At 61.7% G+C, this 20,208-nt stretch carries 22 protein-coding genes and 2 pseudogenes; 14 read left to right on the plus strand and 10 right to left on the minus strand.

What is annotated here, in order from left to right; all coding sequences use genetic code 11:
- Positions 1-21: 21 nt before the first annotated feature.
- Entirely contained in the window at positions 22-396 is a 375-nt protein-coding gene (locus FZ934_RS07505; RefSeq protein ID WP_153270550.1) for a gamma-butyrobetaine hydroxylase-like domain-containing protein, read from the minus strand.
- Between the two features lie 132 nt (positions 397-528).
- Here FZ934_RS07505 and moaA point away from each other — a divergent pair, with 132 nt between their 5' ends.
- The gene (moaA, locus tag FZ934_RS07510) at positions 529-1,575 is read left to right on the plus strand and encodes a GTP 3',8-cyclase MoaA (RefSeq protein WP_153270551.1); all 1,047 of its coding nucleotides are present in this window, start codon (positions 529-531) and stop codon (positions 1,573-1,575) included.
- 20 nt (positions 1,576-1,595) lie between these two features.
- Here the strand turns inward: moaA and FZ934_RS07515 are convergent.
- Positions 1,596-2,365, minus strand: a pseudogene (locus FZ934_RS07515) (SDR family oxidoreductase).
- A gap of 200 nt (positions 2,366-2,565) precedes the next feature.
- Between FZ934_RS07515 and FZ934_RS07520 the strand changes: the two are divergent.
- Genes FZ934_RS07520 through mobB form a run of 3 tightly spaced genes read left to right on the plus strand, consistent with a single transcriptional unit; the run spans position 2,566 to position 4,629 of the window.
- Complete coding sequence (locus FZ934_RS07520; RefSeq protein WP_153270553.1) at positions 2,566-3,474, plus strand: DMT family transporter; 909 nt, start codon at positions 2,566-2,568, stop codon at positions 3,472-3,474.
- A 7-nt stretch (positions 3,475-3,481) separates the two neighbouring features.
- Complete coding sequence (mobA, locus tag FZ934_RS07525; protein WP_153270554.1) at positions 3,482-4,114, plus strand: molybdenum cofactor guanylyltransferase MobA; 633 nt, start codon at positions 3,482-3,484, stop codon at positions 4,112-4,114.
- On the plus strand, positions 4,114-4,629 hold the full coding sequence (gene mobB / locus FZ934_RS07530; protein WP_153270555.1) for a molybdopterin-guanine dinucleotide biosynthesis protein B: 516 nt from the start codon (positions 4,114-4,116) through the stop codon (positions 4,627-4,629). Before mobA ends, mobB begins: the two co-directional genes overlap by 1 nt.
- Before the next feature lie 58 nt (positions 4,630-4,687).
- Here the strand turns inward: mobB and FZ934_RS07535 are convergent.
- A pseudogene (locus tag FZ934_RS07535) lies at positions 4,688-6,951 on the minus strand (OmpA family protein).
- Between the two features lie 315 nt (positions 6,952-7,266).
- Between FZ934_RS07535 and FZ934_RS07540 the strand changes: the two are divergent.
- From FZ934_RS07540 to FZ934_RS07575, 8 genes are all read left to right on the plus strand, one after another.
- The gene (locus FZ934_RS07540; RefSeq protein WP_113365139.1) at positions 7,267-8,043 is read left to right on the plus strand and encodes a transporter substrate-binding domain-containing protein; all 777 of its coding nucleotides are present in this window, start codon (positions 7,267-7,269) and stop codon (positions 8,041-8,043) included.
- 113 nt (positions 8,044-8,156) lie between these two features.
- Positions 8,157-8,960, plus strand: coding sequence for an ABC transporter permease (locus FZ934_RS07545; RefSeq protein WP_153270556.1), 804 nt, complete (start codon positions 8,157-8,159; stop codon positions 8,958-8,960).
- Complete coding sequence (locus FZ934_RS07550) at positions 8,957-9,787, plus strand: ABC transporter permease (RefSeq protein ID WP_153270557.1); 831 nt, start codon at positions 8,957-8,959, stop codon at positions 9,785-9,787. Before FZ934_RS07545 ends, FZ934_RS07550 begins: the two co-directional genes overlap by 4 nt.
- Positions 9,788-9,948: 161 nt before the next feature.
- Positions 9,949-10,215, plus strand: coding sequence for an usg protein (locus tag FZ934_RS07555; RefSeq protein ID WP_113365142.1), 267 nt, complete (start codon positions 9,949-9,951; stop codon positions 10,213-10,215).
- Between the two features lie 107 nt (positions 10,216-10,322).
- Positions 10,323-11,138 carry a class I SAM-dependent DNA methyltransferase gene (locus tag FZ934_RS07560; RefSeq protein WP_153270558.1) on the plus strand — a complete coding sequence of 272 codons (816 nt, stop codon included), beginning with the start codon at positions 10,323-10,325 and terminating at the stop codon, positions 11,136-11,138.
- Positions 11,139-11,230: 92 nt separating this feature from the next.
- On the plus strand, positions 11,231-11,920 hold the full coding sequence (locus FZ934_RS07565; RefSeq protein WP_153270559.1) for a glutathione S-transferase family protein: 690 nt from the start codon (positions 11,231-11,233) through the stop codon (positions 11,918-11,920).
- Positions 11,920-12,252, plus strand: a complete 333-nt coding sequence (locus FZ934_RS07570) for an ArsR/SmtB family transcription factor (protein ID WP_153270560.1) — start codon at positions 11,920-11,922, stop codon at positions 12,250-12,252. The genes FZ934_RS07565 and FZ934_RS07570 overlap by 1 nt, the downstream gene beginning before the upstream one ends.
- Before the next feature lie 6 nt (positions 12,253-12,258).
- A complete protein-coding gene (locus tag FZ934_RS07575) occupies positions 12,259-12,735 on the plus strand; it encodes an SRPBCC family protein (protein ID WP_153270561.1) in 477 nt (158 codons plus the stop codon).
- Positions 12,736-12,750: 15 nt separating this feature from the next.
- Here the strand turns inward: FZ934_RS07575 and FZ934_RS07580 are convergent, their stop codons facing one another.
- The 4 genes from FZ934_RS07580 to FZ934_RS07595 form a co-directional block, all read right to left on the minus strand.
- A complete protein-coding gene (locus tag FZ934_RS07580) occupies positions 12,751-13,557 on the minus strand; it encodes an ATP-binding cassette domain-containing protein (protein ID WP_153270562.1) in 807 nt (268 codons plus the stop codon).
- 13 nt (positions 13,558-13,570) lie between these two features.
- Positions 13,571-14,407, minus strand: coding sequence for an aliphatic sulfonate ABC transporter permease SsuC (gene ssuC, locus FZ934_RS07585; RefSeq protein WP_153270563.1), 837 nt, complete (start codon positions 14,405-14,407; stop codon positions 13,571-13,573).
- 71 nt (positions 14,408-14,478) lie between these two features.
- Complete coding sequence (gene ssuD / locus FZ934_RS07590; RefSeq protein WP_153270564.1) at positions 14,479-15,654, minus strand: FMNH2-dependent alkanesulfonate monooxygenase; 1,176 nt, start codon at positions 15,652-15,654, stop codon at positions 14,479-14,481.
- A 27-nt stretch (positions 15,655-15,681) separates the two neighbouring features.
- A complete protein-coding gene (locus FZ934_RS07595) occupies positions 15,682-16,647 on the minus strand; it encodes an aliphatic sulfonate ABC transporter substrate-binding protein (protein ID WP_153270565.1) in 966 nt (321 codons plus the stop codon).
- Between the two features lie 253 nt (positions 16,648-16,900).
- Here FZ934_RS07595 and FZ934_RS07600 point away from each other — a divergent pair, with 253 nt between their 5' ends.
- Both FZ934_RS07600 and FZ934_RS07605 read left to right on the plus strand, forming a co-directional pair.
- Positions 16,901-17,770, plus strand: coding sequence for an NAD(P)-dependent oxidoreductase (locus FZ934_RS07600; RefSeq protein WP_153270566.1), 870 nt, complete (start codon positions 16,901-16,903; stop codon positions 17,768-17,770).
- Positions 17,767-18,453, plus strand: a complete 687-nt coding sequence (locus tag FZ934_RS07605; RefSeq protein ID WP_153272388.1) for a DNA alkylation repair protein — start codon at positions 17,767-17,769, stop codon at positions 18,451-18,453. Before FZ934_RS07600 ends, FZ934_RS07605 begins: the two co-directional genes overlap by 4 nt.
- Before the next feature lie 10 nt (positions 18,454-18,463).
- Here the strand turns inward: FZ934_RS07605 and FZ934_RS07610 are convergent, their stop codons facing one another.
- The 3 genes from FZ934_RS07610 to FZ934_RS07620 all read right to left on the minus strand — a co-directional run bounded on the left by FZ934_RS07610 (position 18,464) and on the right by FZ934_RS07620 (position 20,184).
- Positions 18,464-18,952, minus strand: a complete 489-nt coding sequence (locus tag FZ934_RS07610; protein WP_007629545.1) for an Lrp/AsnC family transcriptional regulator — start codon at positions 18,950-18,952, stop codon at positions 18,464-18,466.
- Between the two features lie 66 nt (positions 18,953-19,018).
- A complete protein-coding gene (locus FZ934_RS07615; RefSeq protein ID WP_153270567.1) occupies positions 19,019-19,657 on the minus strand; it encodes a uracil-DNA glycosylase family protein in 639 nt (212 codons plus the stop codon).
- A complete protein-coding gene (locus tag FZ934_RS07620) occupies positions 19,651-20,184 on the minus strand; it encodes a thermonuclease family protein (protein WP_153270568.1) in 534 nt (177 codons plus the stop codon). Before FZ934_RS07620 ends, FZ934_RS07615 begins: the two co-directional genes overlap by 7 nt.
- Positions 20,185-20,208 lie beyond the last annotated feature (24 nt).

Raw genomic sequence — 20,208 nt, forward strand, 5'->3', positions numbered from 1 at the left:
GTCCCCTTCAACAATTGATGTTCAGCGCGGCTTTTCCGAGGTGTCGCGGCTCATGCCCTTTTCGCGCAACTCTTCTTCATAGGCGGCAAAAAGCTCCTCGCCACGCTCGCCGAGTTCACGCAGATAGGTCCAGGTAAAGATGCCGGTATCGTGCATGTCGTCGAAGCCGATGCGGACGGCATAGTTGCCGGTTGGCGTCAGAGAGATGATAGCGACATTGCGCTTTCCGGGCACCGTCACCTTCTGGCCGGGCCCATGCCCCTGCACTTCCGCCGACGGCGAAAGCACACGCAGCATCTCCGCCGGGAGATCGAAACGTGTCTCGTCGTTGAATGTCACGGCCAGATGTTGCCGGTCTTTCGAAACTCTGAGTTCGGTTGGCCAGATATCGCTCATGATCCCATTCCCCTTCAAATCACGAGTAGGCAATGCCGCTTGGCGAGGCAAGCGCAATTTGCCGCTCCCAAAGGCGTTTCCCTTGACGCAGCAATGACCTATACGCACATTAGTAGCATTGCGGAGGCATTCGTGAACAGCAACGTCGGAACGACAGGCAACGCATCGCCGCTGGTTGCAGAGGCGAAACCGATGATCGACCCGTTCAAGCGGGCCGTGACCTATCTGCGCGTCTCCGTTACCGATCGCTGCGACTTCCGCTGCACCTATTGCATGGCCGAGCACATGACCTTTCTGCCGAAGCAGGAACTGTTGACGCTCGAGGAGTTGCACCGGCTCTGTTCCGCCTTCATCGCCAAGGGTGTGCGCAAGCTGCGGCTGACCGGCGGCGAGCCGCTGGTGCGCAAGAACATCATGTATCTGGTGCACGAACTCGGCAAACAGATCGGCTCCGGCCTCGACGAGCTGACGCTGACCACCAACGGCTCGCAGCTCTCCCGCTTCGCCGACGAGCTCTACGCGGCAGGTGTCCGCCGCATCAACGTCTCGCTCGACACGCTCGATCCCGACAAGTTCCGGCAGATCACCCGCTGGGGCGACTTCCACAAGGTGATGGAAGGGATCGATGCCGCGCAGAAGGCCGGCCTGAAGATCAAGCTGAACGCGGTGGCACTGAAGGATTTCAACGACGCCGAGATGCCTGACATGATCCGTTTCGCGCACGGCCGCGGCATGGATCTGACCGTCATCGAAACCATGCCGATGGGCGAGATCGAGGAAGACCGGACCGACCGCTACCTGCCGCTGTCGAAGCTGAGGGCCGATCTCGAAGAACAGTTCACCTTCTCCGACATCGGCTATCGCACCGGCGGCCCGGCCCGTTATGTCGAGGTCAGGGAAACCGGCGGCCGGCTCGGCTTCATCACGCCGATGACCCATAATTTCTGCGAGAGCTGCAACCGCGTGCGGCTGACCTGCACCGGCACGCTCTACATGTGCCTCGGCCAGAACGACGCCGCCGACCTGCGCGCTGCGGTCCGCGCCACCCCTGACGACGGGCTGCTCTATGCAGCCATCGACGAGGCGATCTCGCGCAAGCCGAAGGGCCACGATTTCATCATCGACCGCACCCATAACCGCCCGGCCGTTGCCCGCCATATGAGCGTCACCGGCGGGTGACGCCCACTGAATCAAGCAGATCAGGTCCGGTTGATCGACACCCGCCGTCTGCCAGCATCGACGTGCCGGTCACGAAGCTTGACATATCCGACCCCAGGAAAAGTGCTGCCTTGGCGATTTCCTCCGGCTGCGCCAGCCGCTTCAGCGCGTGCAGGCCATGGATGAAGGCGACCAGCTGCATATCCGGGTTTTCGAAGTTCGCGGGGTTCAACGCGGTATCCGTGCCGCCCGGCAACAGCGCATTGACGCGGATGTTCTTCGGCCCGAGTTCGGCGGCTAGCACCTGCACAAGACCGGTCAGGCCCGCCTTGCTTGCGGCATAGGCGCCCATACCGGGCATTCCCGCCGTGTGGCCGACGAAGGTCGAGGTAAAGACGATCGATCCGCCGCCGCGGGCAATCATTGCCGGCACCTGATATTTCGCCGCCAGGAACGCACTGGTCAGGTTGACGGCCAGCATCTCGTTCCAGCCTTCGAGGGAAAGATCGGCGACAGGCGCCGACTCGCCCGTCCCCCCGGCATTGTTGAACGCGACATCGAGGCCGCCGAACCGCTCGACAGCCACCTCGACCAGCCGCCTGTTCAACGCCTCATCACGCACGTCGCCGGCAACCGCCACCGCCTCGCCGCCCGCATCGGCGATCTCTTCGACCAGCATGCCGAGTTCTGCCTCGCGTCGCGCCGCGACGACCAGTCGTGCGCCCTCCGCTGCAAAGAGCTTGGCCGCCGCCCGGCCAATGCCGGAGCTTGCGCCGGTTATGATTGCAACCTTGCCATCCAGATATCTCATGTTGGAACCTCCACTTGTTGTTGGCGGCCCTTCAAATCTCAGACATTCAAGGTCGCAGCCACCCGTTTCCTGCCGTCGGCTTGCGCACAACTGCATCATTGTGCACTGCGCAATCGAATTATCGCGACTGTGGCTTTCGATTGATTCCCTTCGCAACCTGCAGCTTCTAAAAGGAGTTGTACGAGAATCGGAATATCGACATGCCGCGGTCCCGCAACACCCAGGGCGCCATCTACATGAGTTCGGCCATGGCCGGATTTTCCTGCAGCGACGCACTCTCCAAGTCAGTCATCGTTTACATGAACGCCGGCCAGATCATGTGCCTGCGCGGTCTCTTCACCAGCGTGCTCGTCTACGCGATCGCCCGCTACATGGGGGCGTTGCGCTCGTGGCGCGTCATGCTGAAGCCTATGGTCTTCGTCCGCGTCGTCTGCGAGGTTCTGGCAGCCGTGACTTACATTACAGCGCTCGGGATGATGCCGATCGCCAATGCCTCCGCCATTCTTCAATCGCTGCCGCTCGTCGTCACCTTCGGTGCCGCCCTGTTCTTTTCGGAGCCGGTCGGCTGGCGCCGCTGGCTCGCCATCGTCGGAGGATTGCTTGGCGTGTTGATCATCATCCGCCCCGGCGCGGAGGGCTTCACGATGGCAGCCCTGCTCTGCGTCGTCAGCGTGCTCGTGACTGCCGGCCGCGATCTCGCCACGCGTGGCATCGGCCCGGAAATTCCCTCGCTGATGATCACCGTCGTGACAGCCGTCTCGGTGACGATCATCGGCGCCTTGCTGACCCCTGTCCTCGGCGGATGGCAACCCGTCAGCGGAATCGTACTTTCGCACCTTCTGCTCGCCGCCATTCTAGTCCTGGTCGGCTATCAGTCCGTCATCATGGCGATGCGCACGGGCGAGATTTCCTTCGTTGCACCACTCCGCTACACCAGCCTGATCTTCTCGGCTGTGCTGGGCTTCATCTTCTTTGCGGAGGTGCCTGACTTCTGGACCCTGATCGGTGCTGCTGTCGTCATAGCGTCCGGCCTCTACACGTTCTATCGTGAGGCAAAACGTCATGTGCCGCCGGTCGCCCAGGAGTCCGAGCCGAGAACACCCGTCTGAGGCAAACATGAACGATTTTACATTGAACAGATCCACCATTCCGGGTGTCGTGCTGGCAGGTGGCCGCTCGTCCCGCATGGGCCGCGACAAGGCCTCGGTCACACTTGGGGGGCATTCGCTGCTAGCCCGGGTGCTCGATCAACTGGCGCCACAGGTATCCTCAATCGCTGTCAACGCCGACGCTATACCGGAAAACTGCAGTCAGCGGTTCATTCCTGATATAATCCCCGGCAAGGCTGGGCCGATGGCCGGCATTCACGCGGCGATGGCCTACGGCGCAACCCTTGGGGACGCGACGCACGTGATCACGGTTTCCGTCGACAGCCCGTTTTTCCCGCACGACCTCGTCGACTGGCTCGCCGCTGCAATCGACACACCCGAGAAGATCGCCATTGCCACCTCCGAGGGCCGCAGCCACCCTGTATTCGGACTTTGGCCCGTGGCGCTGGCCGACGATCTCAGTTCCTGGATCGCCACAGACGAGAAGCGGCGCGTGCGGGACTTCCTCTTGCGTCATGACGTTGCGGAAGTCGCCTTCCCGCTGCGCCCGACCCGCGCCAGCCTCCTGGATCCGTTTTTCAACGTCAACACGCCAGACGATCTCGCAGAAGCGGAACGCTGGCTGAAGGTACTGGTATAATGAACAAGCCGAAAGTCTTTGGCATCGCAGGCTGGAAAAACTCGGGGAAGACCGGCCTCGCCGTCCGTCTCGTCGAAGAGTTCACCCGCCGCGGCTACAGCATCTCGACGATCAAGCATGCCCACCACGATTTCGACATCGACAAGGTCGGCGCCGACAGCTACCGGCACCGCCAGGCTGGCGCGCATGAAGTCACCATCGTTTCCGGCACGCGGTACGCTATCATGCATGAACTGCGCGGAGCACCTGAGCCGGCCTTCGAGGAGATCCTCTCCCGTCTGGCGCCTTGCGATCTTGTCCTGATCGAAGGCTACAAGCGCGAGCAGATCCCGAAAATCGAGGCACGGCGTCTGGAGGCGGCAAACCGCGAGCCCCTGGCCCCGAGCGATCCGTTCATCTCCGCAATCGCCGCGGACCACCCTGTCGCCGAAGCCTTCCTTCCGGTGTTTGATCTCAACGACACATCGGCGATCGCCGATTTCATCGCCGCGATCGTGGAACTGCCTGCAAAGTAACCGGCCGAAACGAAAAAGCCGCCGGTCTCCCGGCGGCTTTCAATGCATGCTCGGCGGCTTAGTTGCGCGAAGCGACCGGACGCACCAGCGCCGTGACACGGCGGATGGTGACGCGGCGGTTCTCCTGGTTCGGCCCTGCGTGTTGACCTTCAGGTAACGCTCGCCATAGCCCTGCGTCGCAAGGTTTTCCGGCGGAATGCCGTAAACGTCGGTCATGACATTGGCGACCGATTCCGCGCGCTGGTCTGACAGGACCAGGTTGCTCTGGTCGGATCCGACCGCATCCGTATGGCCTTCGATCAGGAAGGTTTCGGACGGATCCTTGCGCAGCACCTCGTTGATCGCGTCAGCAACCTTGCGCAGCGACCGCGCCTGGCTCATCGGAATTTCCGAGCTGCCCGTTGCAAAGGTGATCGTATCGAGGTCGATACGGCGCACCTTGTCACGGATACGGGCCGAATACTTCACCTCGTCGAGAGAGTAGACGCGCTCGACTGGCTCGACCGGCGGCTCGCGCAGGAAGTCGTAGTAGTCGCGATCGTCGTCGCTGCTCGTGTCCATGATGTAGTCGCGGAGCGGAATGCGAAGACGCATCGGCGGCAGGTCCGCACCCGGATCCTCGAAGTAGCTGCGATCCGGATCGTCATAGAGCTCGGGCGAGTAGTAGAGCACCGACTCACGACCGCGATTGTCGATACGCGAGCGCTGGATGATGTCGCCGTAGCGGTTACGAACAGTCACGATCTGATAGCCGTCGCGGTCGATCGTCTCGCGGTAGCGGTCACGTGGCAGCTGCTCGTAGATCGGCCGTTCGCCATCCCTGAGGAAGCGGCGGTCATCGTCGCCACGCACGTAGGTCTGGTTGTTGAACTGGATGATGACGCGGTTGTCGTTACCGCGCTGACCGAACTGCGCGCCATCGGGCCGTTCGAACTGCGGGCGACGATCAAGGCGCTCGCCCTGTTCGCTGGTAACGGCCTCGATCTTGATCGGCGGGCGTCTTTCGCCGCTCGGTGCAATCTGCGCATCGGCGTCCGACTTCGGAACGCGAATCTGCTGTTCCTGGCCACGCTGCCTGTCGCGGTCGCGGCGCGACTGAATGCCACCGGAACGATCTGCATCCTTGTCGCTATCGAGAACGGCGGCACCGTTTTCAACCGGAAGGACGACCGTTTCCGTGCTCTTGCTCGGATCGGCGGCGATCTCCTTGCGGCGCTCGAGTTCCTTGGGCGTAATCTTTTCCGGTGCCGGGATTGCCTGCTCGGCCTGGCCGGCTGCTGCCGGTGGCTGCGCGGTAGCGTCACCATTCGGCTGCGCTGCCGGAACCTGCTGTCCCTGCTGCGAGTCGGTGGGCTGTTCACCATTGACCGGAGCCTGCTCGGCCGCGGGCTTTTCAGCAGGCTTTGCTTCGGGCAGCGGCGGCTTCTCACCACCAGGTGCAGCCTGTTCGGCAGGCTTTTCACCCTCGGGCTGAGCCTGCGGCGCCTCGGCGGCAGTCGGCTTCTTGCGTGGCTTTACGGGCTGCTCGCCCTCAGCTGCGGCAGGCGCCTTTGCGCCAGGCTGGGCTTCACCCTGCGGCTCTGCTGATTGCTGAGCCGGCTGCTCGGCCTGCGGCTGAGCTTCCTGCTGCTGTTGCTTGTCCCGCTTGTTGCCACGCGGCTTCTGCTGCGGCTCGGCCGGCTGCTCCTGTGTCGGGGCTGCTTGTTCCTGCTGTGGGGCGGCTGGTTCGGCCTGCGGGGCCGCCTCTTCGGCGGGCTGGCGCTTCTTGCGCGGCTTTTCGGCAGGGGCTTCCTGCTGCGGAGCGGCCTGCTCGGCCTGCGGGGCGGCTTCCTCTACCTGCTGACGCTTCTTGCGCGGCTTCTCGGCTGGGGCCTCCTGCTGCGGAGCAGCCTGTTCGGCCTGCGGGGCAGCTTCTTCTGCGGGCTGCTGGCGCTGACGGCGCGGCTTTTCGGCCGGCGCTTCCTGTTGCTGCTGCTGCGGAGCGGCTTCCTCGGCTGCCGGCTCGCGCTGGCGGCGCGGTTTCTCGGCAGGTGCCTCCTGCTGGGCCGGCTGCTCTGCAGCTGGCGCCTGCGGCTGTTCTGCCGGAGCCTGCTGTTGTTCGCCGCCTTCCGGCTGCTGCTTATGGCGCTTCTTCAGCAATTCTTCTTCCGACTGTCCGTCGGGGGCGGCTTCCTGCGCTACCTCGATCCCGGCTGCAGCCGGTGCCGTGTGCACCTGTTCAACTGCCGAAGCCGCAGCCATGGCATGCACGGGCTGCAAGGCCATGGAGAGCGACAAAAGCGGAAAGGCGGCACTGGCAAACAATCTGGATTTCATTCCCATAGGGGCTCCTCGTATGTTCTTCTTATTTCGGCACAGTCGTACTGCGAGCACACAACAACGTGACGGTCGCAAATGACCTGCGTCCGGTTTTGTTCCATGCATTCTTAGGAACTGCCCCATTAACCCGTTATGAATAAGGCAGACTGCAATTGTTCATGTTTGCCACACTTTGGCGCACCCAAAGCGCTTCGATTCCAGTTGCAATTTTAGAAAAAAAGATTGAGTATCGCGCCAAGGCGCTGCATAGCGGCGCCCCATACTGGCCGCCGGCGCAAAACCAAAAATACGTGGCGGCCACCAACAGAGAGGACTCTTATGCGTATCTCCACCCGTATTCTCGCCGCCGCCTCCGTCGCCGCGATGTCTCTTTTCGCTGGTGCCGCAATGGCTGATGGCGAGAAGTATGTTATCGGCACCGACTCGACATACCCCCCCTTCGAATATGTCGACGCCAGCGGCCAGTTCCTTGGATTCGACATGGACATCGCCCGCGCACTCTGCACGCAGATGAAAGCCGAATGCACCATCGTCAGCAGCGATTGGGACGGCATCATCCCGGCACTGCAGGCCAAGAAGTTCGACATGATCATTTCGTCCATGTCGATCACGCCGGAGCGTTCAAAGCTCGTCGACTTCACCAACAAGTACTACAACACCCCACCGGCGATCGCCGTCCCCAAGGACTCGACGGTCACCGACGTTGCAGGACTGAAGGGCAAGACGATCGGCGCCCAGACCTCCACCACGCACGCGAACTATGCCGAAAAACACCTCGCGGATACTGAACTTAAGCTCTATCCCACCGCGGACGAGTACAAGCTCGACATCACCAACGGACGCGTCGACGCCGTCATCGACGACGTGGTCGTTCTGTCGCAGTGGGTCAAGTCCGACGCCGGCGCATGCTGCAAGATCCTGACGACGCTGCCCGTCGACAAGGAAATCAACGGCGTAGGCGCAGGCATTGCCGTCCGTCAGGGCGACAACGAGCTTCGCGAGAAGCTCAACAATGCGATCGCCGCGATCCGCGCCGATGGCACCTACAAGAAGATCCAGGACAAGTACTTCGACTTCAACGTTTACGGCGACTGATAAATTCTGTAGGCCGCTAACAAAGGTGATGGCGGAAGGCTTGCCCTTCCGCCATTTTTGTTTGACATAGATGGAAAGAGCAAAGCGGCAAAAGCCGCGAGGGGAAAATTGGTATGGGCGGATTATTTTCCGCGCTGGGCTCGTTGTGGGCCTGGATAGGATATATTTTCGATCCGCTTTGCGGACCGGCAGGGCTTTTCACTTGGTTCGGTTCCTCCACGATTCTGGCCTGCGGCGATACCGGCTGGGGTGATGAGATCGCGGCTGGCCTGAAGGTTACCGTGGCGGTTGCGATCGTGACCTTGCCGATCGGCCTCGTCATCGGTTTTCTGGTGGCACTCGGCCAACAATCGGAAGAAAAGTCCGTTCGTCTCGCCGCCGGCATCTACACCACGATCTTTCGCGGCCTGCCTGAGCTGCTGACGCTTTTCATCATCTACTACGGCATGCAGATCCTCATTCAGTCCGTGCTGGCGTCGCTTGGATATGACGGCCGAATCGAGATCAACGCATTTCTGGCCGGCGTCATCGCGCTCTCGGTTGTCTTCTCGTCATACTGTTCCGAGGTTTTGCTGTCGGCCTTCCGTGCGATCCCGAAGGGGCAGTATGAGGCTGGCGATGCGCTTGGTTTCCATCGTGGCCGCACCATGGTGCTGATCGTCCTGCCGCAGCTGGTCCGCATCGCCCTGCCCGGCCTCGTCAACCTCTGGATGATTCTACTCAAGGACACCTCCTACGTCTCGATCATCGGCCTCGCCGATGTCCTGCGCCAGACCGGCGTGGCCGTGAAGGTCACCAAGCAGGCCTTCCTGTTCTACTTCGTTGCCTGCTGCATCTATCTCGGCCTGGCGATCATCTCGTCCTACGGCCTGAGCTACATCGAACGCTGGGCAAAGCGCTCGGAGGTCCGTCGATGAGCTATGCGGAAGCCCTGATTCCACCACAGCCGGCGCCAAAGGCAGCACGAAAGCGCATTACGATCTCCCGCGTCATCGGCTATGCCGTCGTAGCGCTGTGGATTCTCCTCGCCATCGTCTTAATCAGTACCGTCATCGGCGGCTGGGATCCCGAAAAGTTCACGCGATACGGGCCGCGCTATCTCCACGGCCTCGGCACGACGATCGCCCTTGTCGCGATTTCCGTCGTCTTCGGCGCCATCTTGTCGCTTCCGCTGGCTTTCGCGCGGATGTCGCCCAACCGCTTCATCAACGGCGCCGCCTACGCCTATGTCTACGTGTTTCGCGGCACGCCGCTGCTCGCCCAGCTCTTCCTGATCTACTACGGCCTTGGCGGTTTTCGCAAAGAGCTCGAGGACGTGGGACTCTGGTGGTTCTTCCGCGACGCCTGGTACTGCGGCCTTTTCTCCATGACGATCAACACCGCTGCCTACCAGGCTGAAATCCTTCGCGGCGCGATCGAAAGCGTTCCGCGTGGCCAGCATGAAGCCGCCGCATCGCTCGGCATTCACAAGATCGTCGCGTTTCGCAAGGTCGTGCTGCCGCAGGCGCTGATCGTGGCGCTTCGTCCCTACGGCAACGAGATCATCCTGCTGATCAAGGGGTCCGCCGTCGTCGCCATCATCACCGTGCTCGATCTGATGGGCGAGACCCGCTATGCCTTCTCGCGCACCTTCGATTACCAGACCTACCTCTGGGCGGCCATTTTCTACCTCAGTATGGTAGAAGCGCTGCGCCATCTCTGGGGCTGGATCGAACGCCGGCTGACGCGCCACCTCAAGCGCTGACAATGTTTGGCAGCACTCCACGTGCGCGGCTGCCAAACATTTGAAACAAAAGAACAATCATCGATTCTTCTAGCATTCCCGCAAGCTTCGGTTAACCATCGCATGGTTCCATTTCACATGGTGCTAATAAGCGCCATGTGGGAACAGAAGCGAGGCAGGCAATGCATAAGGACATGGAAAAGCAGCTGCAGGGCTACGGCCTGACGACCGCGCAGATCATCTACCGCATGCCGGATCACCGCGCCATCCTGCAGACCTATATCTGGCAGGACTACGATCTGGCGCCGGACTTCCCGGAAATGCGCAGTTTCCTGAAATTCTGGCAGGAAAAACTGGACGGCCCTCTTCACTCCGTCCGCTATATCCATCGCAAGCTGATATCTGCCACGGAATGGCGCGCTCTGCGCGGCGAGTTCATTCTGAACTGACATCAGGCGTAACGCCGCCCGTCGCCGAGCCGGCCACGGCGCACCATTGCAAAAACCGCGCAGTGGCCGTACAGCCACCGCAACGGATGATGGAAGGTGTGAACGCCATGGCAAAGAAGATCGACGAAGACGCGCTGGCCGAAGCCTATAACCGGGCACTGGCGCTGGAGAAGGCCGGTGACGTGGACGCCGCCGTAAAGGCCTACGAAGAGGTGCTTGCGATCGATCCCGAGGATCACGGTGGCGCAGCGGTCAGAATCGCATCGCTCGGGCGCGGCGAAACCCCAGCCAAGGCGCCGGATGCCTACGTCGAGACGCTGTTCGACCAGCATGCGGAAGTCTTCGAAGACGTTCTTGTCGAGCAGCTCGGCTACCACGTGCCGATGATGGTGCGCCAACGGCTGCAGACGCTTGGGCTCGGACCATTCCAGCGGCTGCTCGATCTCGGATGCGGAACCGGTCTGACCGGCAGCACCCTTCGCGACATGTGCGCCGACATGACCGGCATCGATATCTCCGAGAACATGGTCGAAATAGCTCACGAGAAAGACCTCTACGAGACCTTGTTCGTGGCCGAGGTGGAAGACTTCCTCGATGACAACGACGAGGATCCCTTCGACATCATCACCGCGACGGACGTCCTGCCCTATCTCGGCGCGCTGGAGCCGCTGTTTTTCGGAGCGGCCGAAAACCTGACCCCGGGCGGCCTTTTCGTATTTTCTTCCGAAACACTTCCCGACGCGGTTCTCGCCGGTCGAGCCTACATCGTCGGGCCGCACCAGCGTTTTGCCCATGCTGAAACCTATGTGCGCGAACGACTGACCGCGACCGGCTTCGAACTCGTCGAGATCACCGACATCAACGTGCGCATGGAAGAGGGCCAGCCGACCCCCGGACATCTCGTTATCGCGCGGCTTGCTTAATAGTTTTCCGCTTGGAGAACTATCTATTGCGGAATGCCTTCGAGCTTGATAGTTTCCTGTTTGGATAAGTATCAAAGCAAAGGCTTCCGCACATGCCTCTCGTTCTGTACGGCCATCCCCTCGCCTCCTTCTGCCACAAAGTCCTGATTGCGCTCTACGAAAGCGGCACCGCATTCGAGAACAAGCTCGTCGATCTCGCCAACGAGGATTCCCGAGCCGACTTTCTCTCGCTCTGGCCGGTCGGCAAGATGCCGATGCTACGCGACGACGCCCGCAACCGCACGGTTCCGGAAACGACGATCATTATCGAATACCTCGATCTGCATTATCCCGGTGCGCAGCGGCTTCTGCCATTGGAGGAGGGTGATGCCCTGCAGGTGAGGCTCTGGGATCGCTTCTTCGATCTTTACGTGCAGACGCCGATGCAGAAGATCGTCGGCGACACGCTGCGGCCCGATGGAGCAAAGGACCCGCACGGCGTTGCCGAGGCACGCACGACGCTGGAGACAGCTTACGACATGATCGAAGCCCAGCTCGGCGCAAAGGCCTGGGTCTGCGGCGACAGCTTCACCATGGCCGATTGCGCCGCCGCTCCAGCCCTCTTCTACGCCGAAACGCTGGTGCCGTTTGGCGATGCCCGTCCGCTTCTGAAGGCTTACTACGAACGGCTGCTCGCGCGACCGTCCTTTTCGCGGGTTCTGGACGAAGCGATGCCTTACTTCCGCTTCTACCCTTACCGCGACAACCTGCCCCCTCGGTTCCGGCCGGATGCCGCAACCTGATGACGACAAGCGACACCGGCCTGGATCGCCTCTTTCACGCACTGTCCGACCGCAGCCGGCGCGGCATGGTCGACCGGTTGGGCCGGGGGCCTGCTTCCGTTTCGGAACTCGCCGCACCGCAGGCCATGGCGCTTCCGGCGGCCATGAAACATCTGGCGGTGCTGGAAGAAAGCGGCCTCGTTGCCTCGCGCAAGGTCGGGCGTATCAGGACCTATCATCTGCGCAAGGAAGCGCTCGGCAATCTCGAGCGCTGGCTCACCGCCCACAAGGAAGGATGGAACCGAACCTTCGACCGGCTGGAAGAGTTCTTTTCCCGAGACGAAACGGAGTGATCTGGAATGAAGACGCGTTCTACCGACCATGCCACCTTCGTGATCGAGCGCGACCTGCGCGCACCTGTCGGACGAGCCTTTGCGGCCTGGGCCGACCCGCAGGCCAAGCGGCAATGGTTTGCCTGCCATGACAATTGGGTTTCGCTCGAATACGACCTGGATTTTCGGGTTGCCGGCGCAGAGGTCAACCGCGTCGCCGATGCGGACGGCGTAGTCCATGCCTATGACGCTCGCTATCTCGACATCGTCCCCGACGCGCGCATCATCTATGCCTATGACATGAAACTCGGCGATAAGAGGATTTCCGCATCGCTCGCGACCGTAACCTTCCGGCCAACGCCGCAGGGAACCACCATGACCTTCACCGAGCAGGTGGTCTTTCTCGACGGTTACACCGACGACGGATCGCGTCGCCAGGGTACGGAGATCCTCATCGACAATGTCCAGGCGTTCATCGAACGCGAACACGAGATCGTGCACTAGGCCCCGGGCGAAAATTCAGGTTCCGAGAATTGCGTGCAGGAGCCGCCCTTCCAGCTCCGCCAGTTCAGGGCTTCCGTGACGGCGCGGATGGGACTGCGGAATGGCAAGGTCGAGCGCGACCCGCCCTTCGTCGAGCACGATGACCCGGTCGGCGAGGTGCACCGCCTCGCTAACGTCGTGGGTGACGAGCACGGCGGTGAACCCGAGCTCCCGCCAGACCCGGCTCAACAACTGCTGCATGCTGATACGCGTCAACGCATCAAGCGCTCCGAGCGGTTCGTCGAGCGCGAGAACGCCCGGCTTGCTGACCAGCGCACGCGCAAGCGCAACGCGCTGCCGCTGCCCGCCCGACAGCCGCGCCGGCCATTCGCCTGCCTTCTCCGCAAGCTGAACCTCTTCGAGGGCAGAGAGCGCTCGGGAACGTGCCGTCCCCTTATCAACGCCCTCACCCAGACCAACAGCCACGTTGTCGGCAACGGTAAGCCAGGGAAGCAGTCTCGGCTCCTGAAAGACGATACGGGCGCTCTCGCGGGCGTCGCTCCCGCTATCGAACGCAAGCTCGCCTGCGGTCGGTGCATCGAGACCCATCAAGATCCGCAACAGCGTGCTCTTGCCACAACCACTCTTGCCGATGACAGCGACGAACTGGCCCGCCGGGATATGCAGGCTGATGCCGCGGAGCACGCGGTTGCCGCCAAAACTCTTTTCCAATCCCTTGAGGGTGATCGCAACGGCGCCGATTTGGACAGCCGCCGTCGGTCGGGCACCGTATTCGGCCTCTTCCGCCGACTCCTGAAAACGTTCCTGCATGACGAAAGCCATGGGAGCTCTCCTGTTATTGTGCGTAGACGGGGTTCCATTTCAGCGCGCGGCGTTCCAGCGAGCGCGCGATCACATCGGCAAGCTTGCCGAGCAGCGCGTAGATCACCAGCGCCAGCACCACGACATCGGTCATCATGAACTCGCGGGCGTTGTTCGCCATATGGCCGATCCCCGACGATGCCGCGATCGACTCCGACACGATGAGCGTCAGCCACATGATGCCGAGCGCATAGCGCAGCCCGACGAAGATCGAGGGCAGCGCGCCTGGAAAGATGACTTTCCGGAACAGCGTCCATCCACTCATCCCATAGACGCGCCCCATCTCGATCAGATCCCGATCGACGCTGCGAACGCCATGATAGGTGTTGAGATAGACGGGGAAGAGCACCCCGAGAGACGTCAGGAACAGCTTCGATTCCTCGCCTATACCGAACCAGAGGATGACGAGCGGGATCATTGCCAGGTGCGGAATTGTCCGCAGCATCTGCAGCGTCGTATCGGTCAGTTGCTCCGACAGCCGCGAGACACCGTTGACGATACCGAGCAGGAAGCCGATCGCACCGCCGACAAGCAGACCCGCAAAGGCGCGCGCGGCGCTGACGAGAATATCGTGCGGCAGCTGGCCGCTCGACGTTGTCGACCAGAAGGCAACGGCAACATCGGCGGGCGACGGCATGATCCGGGACGAAATCCACCCGGCCGACGAGGCGATCTGCCAGATGGCAACGATTGCGACCGGCACGGCGTAGGGTAACAGCTTTTCCCTTGCGGGAAGCGGAATGCGCAACGGCGCCCTGCGCGGCTTGCTCTGCGTCACACTGCGGTCGATCGCTGTATCGAATGCGGACATGAAGTCTTTCCTCGCTGCTTGCGATGGCAAAACGGCGAACGCCGCTCTCGCGAGCGGCGTCCACTGATGTCTCAGGAGCCGGAAACCACTTTCAGGTTTCCGCCGTGGCTGCCGCCGCCGAACACCTGTTTCTTTCCGAAGTCGCTCTGGAAGCCATGACGCTGCTCCTCTCGAACGATCCCCAGTTCCGGGAACAGCAACTCGGCGACGCGGTAAGCCTCTTCGAGATGCGGGTAACCGGAGCCGATGACCGTATCGATGCCGATCTCCTGGTATTCGCGCAGCCTTGCGGCAACGGTCTTCGGTGAGCCGACGAGCGCCGTGCCCGCGCCGGCGCGGACCAGGCCGACACCAGCCCAGAGGTTTGGCGAAACCTCGAGCTTGTCGCGGCGACCGCCGTGGAGCGCCGCCATTCTCTTCTGGCCGACGGAATCGGACTCTTGGACGAAGCGCTCCTGCGCCTCGCGGATCGTCTCGTCGTCGAGCTTGGAGATCAGCTTGTCGGCCGCTTCCCACGCTTCCTCGTCCGTCTCGCGCACGATGAAATGCAGTCGGATACCAAAACTGACGTCGCGGCCCTTCTTCGCTGCCGCTGCCCGCACCTTTTCGACCTTCTCGGCAACCTGTGCCGGCGGCTCGCCCCAGGTCAGATACTTGTCGACACGGCCGACCGAGAAGTCGATGCCGGCATCCGAGGAGCCGCCGAAATAGAGAGGCGGACGCGGGTTCTGCACCGAAGGGAAGCCGAGCCGTGCATTGGTCGCCTTGATGTACTTGCCGTCGTAGCTCGCAACGCCCTTCTCCAGCAGTTCCTCGAAGACGGTGAAGAACTCGTCGGCATGCGCGTAGCGCTCGTCGTGAGCCAGATGGATGCCGTCACCGGCAAGCTCCGCCGGGCTCCCGCCGACCACAATGTTGAGCAGCAGTCGGCCGTTGGAGATACGATCGAGCGTGGTCGTCAGACGCGCGTAATACGCCGGCGACGCCGTTCCGGGCCTGATCGCGACCAGGAACTGCAGCTTCTCGGTTTTCGCGGCAAGCGCTGCCGCGGTCACGAAGGATTCCTCACAGGCAACGCCGGTCGGGAGCAACACGCCGGAATAGCCGAGACGGTCGACCGCCTGCGCGATCTGCGTGAGATAACCGATTTCCGGAGCGCGGTTGAGCTCGTTGGAGCCGAGATAGGCGCCATCGCCGGAGGTCGGGATGAACCAGAGAAAATTGATGGGGTCGTGTGTGGCGGTCATGGGAGGGGTCCTTTTCGAAAATCGCAATCAGCTGGCCTTCGGCCGCCAGACGATGTCGCCGGTCTTCAACTGCCTGGGCACGATACCGAGGCTGAAGAATTCGTCCGCGAGCGCCTGCTGGTAGGCCGCGGCCTCGTCTGTGATGGTGGAAACGCTGCCGAGGTCCGCGCCCGGCCGTGTCAGGGCGGTGCGGGTCACGTCGGCGGGCACGCCGGTAATCTCGGAAAGGGCCGCGACAGTCTCGTCAAGCTTGCCCTGCGCCGACTTACCGACCTTCGCCAGTTCATCGATGACATCGACGATGACCTGACCATTGGCGTCGGTAAACTCGGCGTTGGCGAGGAAATAGCTGTAGGAGTCGACGATGCCCTCGGCCGTGGAAAGCACGCGTGTCTGCGGATCGGCTTCGACGATCGCCAGATATGGGTCCCAGATCGACCAGGCGTCGATGCTGCCGTTCTTGAACGCTGCCGCCGCGTCTGGCGGGGATAGATCGACCGCCTCGACGTCATCGATCTTCAGGCCTGACTTGCGCAGGATCTTCACCGTGACGTTATGGGCGCTCGATCCACGCTTGAACGCGACCTTCTTGCCCTTGAGATCCTCCACCTTCTCGATGCCGGAATCCTTGTTCACCACGATGGCCGAACCCGCCGAACTGCCGCGATAGGTGCCGACATAGTAGAGGTGGCCACCTGCCGCCTGGGCAAAGAGCGGCGGAACGTCGCCGGTTGCACCGAAGTCGAGCGCGCCTGCTCCAAGCGCCTCGAGCAATGGCGGGCCGGAGGTGAATTCTGACCAGCTGACGGCAATGCCCTTGGCGACCAGCCGCTCCTCCAAGGCGCCCCGGCGCTTTGCGAGCGCAAGAACACCGTTCTTCTGCCAACCGATACGGAATTCTGTCGCGGCGGCGCGCGCCTGCCTGGTTGCTGGCAGAAGTGCCGTGGCAGCAGCAGCACCCAAAAGCCCGAGAGTCTGTCGACGAGAGATCATCTGCTTCCCCTTTTTTGGCCGCGCAGCTTCATCGGCAGACGGCGGTTATCTCGATGACCTGATCCTGCTTAAATCTACCAACTCTATCGACAATCAGAATTACAATCTTGATGCCCGTTTCAATTTTCCTGACCTTCGCTTGCAGGGTTTTCTGAAAAAATATTCCAAGCGGCAGTGCCGGACGGCCGGACGGCTTTTCGACCGCCGCGCTTTCCGCTACTTCTCGCTCCGATGTTTTTGAAGGGATGAGTACATGTCAAAAGTCGCGTTCATCGGCCTCGGTGTCATGGGTTTCCCCATGGCGGGTCATCTCAAGACCAAGGGCGGCCACGACGTCACGGTGTATAACCGTACGGCGGCGAAGGCCGCAGCCTGGGTCGAGAAGTTCGGCGGCAGTAGTGCCCCTACTCCCGCTCAGGCAGCCGAGAATGCAGACTTCATCTTCACCTGTGTCGGCAATGACGATGATCTCCGCTCGGTGACAACGGGCCCGGAAGGCGTCTTCCAGTCGATGAAACCAGGGGCGATCCTCATCGACAACACCACCGCCAGCGCCGAAGTCGCGCGCGAACTCGATGCGGCAGCCAAGGCGAAGGGCTGCTCCTTCATCGACGCTCCCGTATCCGGCGGCCAGGCCGGCGCCGAAAACGGCGTTCTGACTGTCATGTGCGGCGGTGACGAAGCGACCTTTGCCACGGCCAAGCCTGTTATCGACGCCTACGCCCGCATGGTCGGCCTGATGGGTCCTGCCGGCGCTGGACAGCTGACCAAGATGATCAACCAGATCTGCATCGCCGGTGTCGTTCAGGGTCTCGCCGAGGGTATCCACTTCGGCAAGCGCGCCGGGCTCGACATCGAAAAGGTCGTCGAGGTGATCTCCAAGGGAGCGGCCGGCTCCTGGCAGATGGAAAACCGCCACAAGACGATGAACGAAGGCAAATACGATTTCGGCTTCGCCATCGACTGGATGCGCAAGGATCTCGGGATCGTGCTGACCGAAGCGCGGCAGAACGGCGCCAAGCTGCCGCTGACGGCGCTCGTCGATCAGTTCTACGGCGACGTCCAGGCGATGGGCGGCAACAGATGGGATACATCTTCGCTGCTGGCACGCCTCGAAAAATGATCGATCCGTCTTCGAGCGCGGCGGATCTCGTCGCCCACCTGATGTCGTTGCGTTCGGAGACAAATATCGCCGGCATGAAACGGTTCGGGATCGAGACCGGCACGGCGCTCGGCATCTCGAATCCTGATCTGCAGGCAATCGCCCGTCGCGCAAAGAAAGACCACCGACGGGCGCTTGCGCTCTGGCAAAGCCAGGTTCGCGAGGCTCGCCTGCTCGCCGTCTACACGGCGGATCCGAAACAGCTGACGCTCGATGAAGCGCGCCTCTGGTCGGCCGATTTCAATTCATGGGAGATCGTCGATAGCGCTGCCGACCTATTCGTCGAAGCCCGCCTGCTGCAGCTGATCCCCGAATTCGCATCCGACGAGCGCGAGTTTATCCGTCGCGCCGCCTTCGCGATGATCGCATCCGCAGCCGTTCATATGAAGAAAGAACCGGACGCGACGATCTCGGGCTATCTGCCACTGATCGAGGCGCATTCGACCGACCCGCGAAATTTCGTGAAGAAAGCCGTCAACTGGGCGCTCCGCAACATCGGCAAGCGAAACCGCTCTTGCCATGCGCAGGCACTACTGCTTGCGCAAAAGCTGAGCGAAAGCACCGACCGCGCGGCGCGCTGGATCGGAAAGGATGCGGTGCGGGAACTGACGAGCGAAAAGATCATCGCCCGTCTGAAAGGCTGAGCTATTCCGCTCAATCCTCGTTGGATTTGGCGTTATCAAGAAGCATGTAGTCGAGCGGCAGCTGCGTCGAATACTTGATCTGCTCCATCGCGAATGCCGACGACACATCGCGGATTTCGATCTTGGCGATCATTCGCTTGTAGAACGCATCATAGGCAGCGATATCAGGCACCACCACGCGCAGCAGATAGTCGACATCACCGCTCATGCGATAGAACTCGACAACCTCCGGAAATTCCGCGACGACTTCGGAGAAGCGTCGCAGCCATTCGATCGAATGGGTTGCGGTGCGGATCGATACGAAAACCGTGACCTTGGTGTTGACCTTCTCCGGGTCGAGGATGGCGACGCGGCGCTTGATAACGCCGTCTTCTTCCATCTTCTGGATACGGCGCCAGCAAGGCGTCGTGGAAAGCCCGACCTTCTTGGCGAGGTCGGCGACGGCCAACGTCGAGTCTTCCTGCAGAAGACGCAGAATTTTGCGGTCAAGACGATCCATAAATCAAACCCCTTCGAATTATTTTCTTTGTATAACGCGATTCCGAAAGGACAAAAGAAATTTGTTTCAACTCGTGAGCAATTTGATCCGTTCGCGCAGCACCGGCAACAATTCCTCGGTGAACCACGGGTTTCGCTTGATCCAGCCGCTGTTGCGCCAGCTTGGATGCGGCAGAGGCAGGATTGCAGGCGATCGATTGGCAAACAGGACCTGACGCCAGGCCCGCACAGTTTCGGTCAGGCTTTCGCGGCGCTCCTCGCGCATATGCCAGGCCTGGGCGTACTGCCCCACGGCAAGCACCAGTTCGACCTGCGGCATGGCCCGCATGGCACGCTCGCGCCAGATCGGCGCGCATTCACGCCTCGGCGGAAGATCGCCACCCTTGGCGTCGTAACCGGGAAAACAGAAGCCCATCGGCAGCATCGCAAAGCGATCGATATCGTAGAACGTCTCGCGTGAGACATCGAGCCAGTCGCGCAATCGGTCGCCGGAGGCATCGTTGAACGGGATGCCGCTCTCGTGCACCCGCAAACCCGGCGCCTGTCCTGCGATCAGGATTCGCGCACGCGAAGACAAAGTGGCGACAGGCCGCGGCTCGTGCGGCAACCGATCAGCCGGGCCTTTCAAGGGCGCGTCGCGACAGATCCGGCAGGCCGCGATCTCGGCGCTCAGCCGCTCGAGTTCGCTATGGCAACCGCCTACCATGCGAAGAGCTTCCCTGCCTCAGGGCGCGCACCATGTTCGCGATCGCGCACATCCCGCGGCATCTCGAAGTGGCCGACCCAGATGCCGGCCTTCTCCGCCCTTGCCTGCATTTCCTCGGGGCCATAACCGCCATAGGCGACGGCAAGCCCCTTGCGGACCATTGCCGCGTTGATGTCGACTCCGCCGGCCTTGCAAACCACCAGCAGCCGCTTGAACCGATCGCGCTCATGCCCCTCGCACTTCGCATCCCGTGCATCGACAAGCGCCTGCAACGCCTCCTTGGCCTGGCGCCCACAGGCCCATGGCCGACCGTCGCGCTCGCACGTCTGGCTGAGCTCCGGTGCATCGATATTCTTGAGGCGCATCCGCTCGTCTCCGATCGCGAGGCTATCGCCGTCGGCCGCATGAAACCTGCCTGTGTAGGCAGTCTGAGCCTCGTCGTTCAATTTGGCGGCGATCAGCCAGAGGAAAGCCAGCAGCGCCAGGGCGACAACACCGTCCCGCATCACCTGGAAATTGCGCGCCACGCTTTCGCCTCCTTGAAAAACAAA

It is taken from the genome of Rhizobium grahamii (assembly GCF_009498215.1).
GTDB lineage: Bacteria > Pseudomonadota > Alphaproteobacteria > Rhizobiales > Rhizobiaceae > Rhizobium > Rhizobium grahamii_A.